Origin of the sequence: Halodesulfovibrio sp. MK-HDV (assembly GCF_009914765.1) — a bacterium.
GTDB lineage: Bacteria > Desulfobacterota > Desulfovibrionia > Desulfovibrionales > Desulfovibrionaceae > Halodesulfovibrio.
This window is the reverse complement of record NZ_WYDS01000047.1, coordinates 1-3,193: the sequence shown is the minus strand read 5'-3', so window position 1 is coordinate 3,193 and position 3,193 is coordinate 1. Positions and strand designations below refer to the sequence as shown.

Annotated in this window: 3 protein-coding genes; all 3 read right to left on the bottom strand. The window is 45.3% G+C overall.

The annotated features are described in order from the left end of the window. Positions 1 to 712 (bottom strand): efflux RND transporter permease subunit (locus tag MKHDV_RS18520; RefSeq protein ID WP_160717968.1); only part of this gene is annotated, 712 nt, incomplete at its 3' end. Between the two features lie 55 nt (positions 713 to 767). Continuing rightward, positions 768 to 2,942, bottom strand: a complete 2,175-nt coding sequence (locus tag MKHDV_RS18515) for an efflux RND transporter periplasmic adaptor subunit (protein ID WP_160717966.1) — start codon at positions 2,940 to 2,942, stop codon at positions 768 to 770. A gap of 67 nt (positions 2,943 to 3,009) precedes the next feature. Beyond that, positions 3,010 to 3,193 (bottom strand): TA0938 family protein (locus MKHDV_RS18510; protein WP_160717964.1); only part of this gene is annotated, 184 nt, incomplete at its 5' end.

Genomic DNA, 3,193 nt, shown 5'->3' with positions numbered 1-3,193 from the left:
TACACCATAAGCGCGCATCGCGGTCTGGGTTAACATCAATCTGGTATTCTTTGACAAAGCCACCTACAGAAGCAACTTCCGATACTCCTTCAGCAGAAAGAAGTCCGTATCGAACTAGCCAATCCTGTACGCTGCGCAGTTCATCAAGCCCCCAACCGCCAGTCGGATTCCCTTGTGGGTCGCGTCCTTCTATTGTGTACCAGAATACTTGGCCCAATGCGGTTGCGTCCGGCCCAAGCGTTGGTTGGACTCCTGGCGGCAATGTGCTTGGTGGCAAACTATTTAATTTTTCTAAAAGGCGAGAACGTGACCAGTAAAATTCAACATCCTCATTGAATATGACGTAAATTGTTGAGAAGCCGAACATTGAATAGCTTCGTACCGTTTTAACCCCCGGTATCCCCAGTAAAGATACCGTAAGCGGGTACGTAACCTGATCCTCCATATCTTGCGGAGAACGCCCAGCCCACGCAGTGAAGACTATCTGCTGATTTTCTCCGATATCGGGAATCGCATCTACAGGCACTGGGTCACGGGGAATGCCGCCTAAATCCCAATCAAAAGGCGCAACCATAGCCCCCCAGCCAATCATGAGAACGGCTAGAAGGATGACTACCAGTTTACGTTTTAAGCAAAAGTAGATGAGCTTTTCAGTAATAGTGCGCGGGACGACGCCATGTTCAAAACCGGAGTCCTGACTGGAGGGAGTCATTGGAGGTGTAACGCCCTGCTCTGTGTTCTTTTCAATATCAGCCACGGATGCCCCTTTACTCTACAGCAAGTTGATTCTTGACTTCGCCGCAGTTACGCATAGCCGCGCCAAAATATGGATTACGGATGTTTTCATCCTGCTGTAACCAAGCCGCCCCTTTGTTATCAAAAGCCATTGGGCAAAATACTTCATAGACATTGCCGTTAAGTGAAATTCCCATACGTTTGGATATGTCCAGCATACTTTTTGAAACTGTAAAGAATCCTTTACGCATTCCGGTAATGTCGGAGGCATTACGCATATCGGCAATTGCAGATGTGATTGTTCGCTTTTGTTCGGACCAGAATTGCATAGTTTTTTCTGGTAATCCTGCGCTTAAAATTGAATTTAATGCGTTGGCAAAGCCCTTCAGTGCAACACGAGCTCCGTCTGCATTGTCATTACTCAATGCTTCAGAAACATCTATATACGCAGTTAACGCAGCGCCTATCTGTGCTTTGATCTTCTCAGGGACTTGTAAATTTGGAGTTAGTGACGTTGCCGCGGCTTCAACACCAAAAGCAGACTTCAAAGCTTTATAGTGAACGAGGGCAAGCGCAAAAAGTTCGTGTTGACGTTTATATGAACTTGCCTCGGCGCCTAAAACGCAATCATTGGCAAGCAACATTCCGTTTTCTTTCCATGCGAGCATTGCTTCGCCTTCCAGCATCCACGTTTCCATCGACTTCAGCTTGTTGCCAATTTTCGTAAACTGCGCTTGAACAGCGACACTATTTTTTTGTTGCAAGGCTTTGCTTAGCACTTCGAAATCTTTATTCATGAAGTACAGCTTGGATATTAAGATTGATGGAGCACCAAGGTGATTTGATTTGTGATCGTCATGCGCATTGTGTTGGTCAGATGCAGAAAGTAAGGCAGTGTCGCTCATCATGCTTGGTTTCGCCATAATTTGAAGCGCACTATCAAGCTTGAAAGCTCCTTTACTTACTACCAGCTCACCCTCATCCAGCCCGCTTTTAACGATGTATGTATTGTTGCTTTTTGCACCTAAAATAATTTCACGACCCTCGTATACGCCTTCCTTGTCTGGGTTCTGGACATAAACAATAGCTCGTTTCCCAGTAATCAATGGAGCTGATGCCGGAATTACTAAAGACGAATCGTCACCGGAAGTTTCTTTCTTTTGAGATGCCTGTACAAACATGCCCGGCTTTAATTTTTCACCGGCATTTGTAACTTCAATTCGTATAGCAACGGTGCGAGTTTTCTGGTCGACCGTTGGATCGATATATACGATGCGTCCATTAAATTGCTCACCGGGGAATGCATCCGCAGTGAAGTTGACTTTGTCCCCTATTTTAATCCATGACAAATCAGTTTCGTACGCTTCAAGTATTACCCATACAGCTGAAAGATCAGCAATAGAATAAAGTGGTTCACCGGCTTTTACATAAGCACCCTCCACAACATCCTTACGTATCACAAGTCCTGCTTGTGGAGCATATACTGTAAGGTTTTTGGATGGTGCTTTTTGTTTGGAAATTGCTGCGATTTGCCCTTTAGACAAACCAAGAAGGCGTAATTTTTCTTTAGCAGCCGAAATATTATTCATTACTGATTTGCGGATGATAGAAGAACTTTTTGAAGTCAGCTTTGATGTGGCTTTGGTTGCCTGAATTAATTCTGCCTGCGCTGAATACAATTCAGGACTGTAGATAACAGCCATTGGCTGCCCCTTTCGGACAGTACTACCCGTTTTGGCGATGAGCAGTCGGTCAATACGTCCCGCAGTCCATGCGCTGATGGTTTCTACACGGGATTCATCGTAGTCAACCTTACCAACCATACGCAGGTCGGCTGATGCAAACTGACGGGTAACGGGGGTAACTGCAACTTCTGCAAGCTTTCGAGCATTACCATCCAATTCGATTTGGCGGTAACTTTCTGATGCGGCCCTGTTGGCGTCAATTTCCAATTTGATCAAATCCATGAAACACAGCGGACATTTCCCCGGTTGTGGCAGCTGAATTTGCGGATGCATAGAGCATGTCCATACAACTTTGCCCTTTGTCTGCACTTGGTCAGCACTCTGCTTTTCAGCTTTTATCTGGGTAACTTTGCTGGTGTCATCATCTGTTGGCATAAGTATACCTGATGCCCATATCCCGCCCACTAAAGCAAAAGCCGCGGCACCAAAAACTACTTTACCTATATAACGAGGTAACTGCATCTCACATCCCCTAACGATCTTACATGCCCCCAGATACCGCACGTATCTGAGAGCATGTAATCGCAAATTACTTAACGACTTCTAACTCTACACCCTGGCTTTCAAGTTTTTTGATAAAAACTTTCGGGTTCTTTTTAAACTTTGGCGAGCACATCTGACAGCAGAAGTACACTCGTTTACCATTGTGATCTGCATATAGATCTTTATTGATGGTGTTTCCCATAACAGGGCATTTTGTCTGAGGTGTGCCG